Source organism: Candidatus Limnocylindrales bacterium, assembly GCA_035626395.1.
Classification (GTDB): domain Bacteria; phylum Desulfobacterota; class Binatia; order UBA1149; family CAITLU01; genus DASPNH01.
In genome coordinates this window covers 1-2,363 of record DASPNR010000034.1, presented here as the reverse complement: position 1 = coordinate 2,363, position 2,363 = coordinate 1, and the positions used below count along the sequence as shown (strand labels likewise).

Annotated in this window: 2 protein-coding genes and 1 pseudogene; 1 reads left to right on the top strand and 2 read right to left on the bottom strand. The window is 64.7% G+C overall.

Going from position 1 to position 2,363, the window contains the following annotated elements; translation table 11 throughout:
- Positions 1 to 610: IS21-like element helper ATPase IstB (gene istB / locus VEC57_14860; GenBank protein HYC00415.1), on the top strand; the 610-nt coding region annotated here is incomplete at its 5' end.
- Between the two features lie 95 nt (positions 611 to 705).
- Here istB and istA read toward each other — a convergent pair.
- Both istA and VEC57_14850 read right to left on the bottom strand, forming a co-directional pair.
- Positions 706 to 1,839: an IS21 family transposase gene (gene istA, locus VEC57_14855; protein HYC00414.1), complete on the bottom strand. Its 1,134-nt coding sequence runs from the start codon at positions 1,837 to 1,839 to the stop codon at positions 706 to 708.
- Positions 1,840 to 2,077: 238 nt separating this feature from the next.
- Positions 2,078 to 2,363: pseudogene (locus tag VEC57_14850) on the bottom strand (IS3 family transposase).

The following is a 2,363-nucleotide window of genomic DNA, read 5'->3' as shown; positions in this document are numbered from 1 at the left end:
TTGGCGCGAGGAGCGGCGTGTGCGCACCTCGCTGCGGCTCTCGGGTCTGCCCACCGGTCAGACCATCGGCAGCTTCGACTTCAGCTTCCAGCCTTCCATCGAACGCAGCCGCATCGAGACGCTGGGGACGTGCCAGTGGATCCGCGAGAACCGCACGCTGCTGATCCAGGGACCTCCGGGCGTCGGCAAGACGCACCTAGCCATCGCACTGGCCGTGCGCGCCGTTGAGTGCGGCTTCGGTGTCAGCTTCTGCCGGCTCGACGAGCTGATGGCAGCGCTGCGGCGCGATGCCGAGCTGTCACCGTCGCGGCTGCGGCGAAAGAAGTACCTGTCCTCTTCCCTGCTCGTCATCGATGAGGTCGGCTTCGACCCGATGACGCGCCAGGAGGCCAGCCTGTTCTTTCGCCTGGTGTCCCACCGCTACCAGCGCGGCAGCATCCTGATCACCACGAACAAGGGAATTCGGGAATGGCCCGAGATCCTGGCCGGCGACGAGGTGCTGGCAACCGCAATCCTGGACCGACTCCTGCACAACAGCCACGTCCTGGACATCAAAGGACGCAGCTACAGGCTCCGGGACCTGGAACGCGCCGTGACGCAGCAATCGTGAAGGAGGGTGTCGCAGAAAAACCCGATAGCGGAAACCGAACAGCGGAAAAATCGAGGGTTTAGGATCAACCGAGGTGCGCGAATCTGGATGTCGTCTTAGTGCGCGAGACTGGGTGTCGCTGGACAGCTGTAGAACAGCTCGACGATGAGGAATCCGGCGCGCACGTCGACGCGCTTGCCCACCAGCTCGTGCGGCACGCTGTAGTAGTGCTTGTCGAAGACGATGTGGTGGTCGATGCCCACACCGACGTCGACCTTCCAGTCGGCAGGCTCGAATCTCTTGGCTGGCAACGGCCGCAGTGCCGGGCGATCAAGCTCCATGTACAGCGACCTGCGCGTGCCCTGCAGGCGCGAGAATGGGCGGTCGTTGAGCCACGCGAGGCGCTCGGCGATGGCGGCATTCATCTCGGCCAGGCTGAAGAACGTATGGTTGCGAAGCGGGGCCAGCACCCAGCGTTCCACCTGCTGGACGGCATTCTCGACCTTGGGCTTGTCTTTGGGCTTGGCTACGCGTGTCGGCAGGATCGTGGTGCCGTAGTGCTCGGCCAGCTCGACGTAGGCCTTGTTGAGCGAGGGCTCGTAGAAGCAGGCCTTGGTGACGCCGGTCTTTAGGTTGTCGGGGACGACGACTTCGGTAACGCCGCCGAGAAACTCAAAGGCGCGTACGTGCGCCATCAGCCAGCACGCCGACTCCTGGCTCTGGGCTGCCTCGGCGTAGGTGTAGTTGCTGGCGCCCAGGGCGGCCACGAATATCGGCTGCTCGGTTACCTCTCCGGTCTGGGCGTTGGTAAGCGGCAGCGCCTGGCCGGCCCAGTCGACAAAGAGCTTTTCGCCGGCGCGATGGCTCTGGCGCATGACCACGTCCAGAGTCCCACGCCACTTGCCGTACAGCTCGCAAAAGCGCGAGTAGCTGTAGGCCTGCGGGCCGCCGCGCTCCTTGTACTCGAGCCAGAGCAGCTCGAGCGTAACGCCCTTGCGGCGAAGCTCGCGGTGGACGGATGCGAAGTCGGGCAGCTCGCGTGCGGGCGGCGCCGCCTCGCGCTTGTATAGCAGCGCTTCCAGCGCCGCATCATCGAGGTCGTCGGCCAGCGGCCAGGACAGGCCAGCCGCCTTGGCGCGCGACTCCAACTCCAGGATCGTGCTGCCGGCCACGCCGCAGCTGCGCGATGTGGCCCGCACCGATTGCCCAAGGTGCCAGCGGAGCCTAAGTATTTCTCGTGTCTTGCGCATGGTGGTTCTGTGCGCAGGCATGGTGCCCTCCCTGTTCGTGGTTGGATTGGGAGGGCACCTCCTGCCTGGTCTCGCCGGCCTCTCCAGACGCACCTGTGCCGTGATTTTCCGCGCCCCAGCCCGTTCGGCTTGGCTCGGAATACCCGTTCGGCTTCGTTCGGAATCGGTGTTCGCCTTCGGTCGGAACGACCGTTCGGCTTCAGTCGGAATCAGTGTTCGGGATCAGTCGGAATCTGCAATTGGCCTCGTCGATGACGTTGAGCGTTCGAAACGCCCGTCCGCAGTAGAGCCGGTCGTGCATGAAATCCAGAGCCCAGACATCGTTGAGCATCACCGCTGCTCCCATCGGCTGACGAAGCCGCGTGGGCACGCGCCGCTTCGCGCGACGCGGGATATTCAGCCGCATCGAGCAGTACACGCGGTGCACGCGCTTGTGATTCCAGGGCTGCCCATCAAGGCGCAGCCGGTCGTAGCACTTCCAAAAGCCCCAGCGCGGTCGTTTCTCGACCATCGTCTGCAGCGCG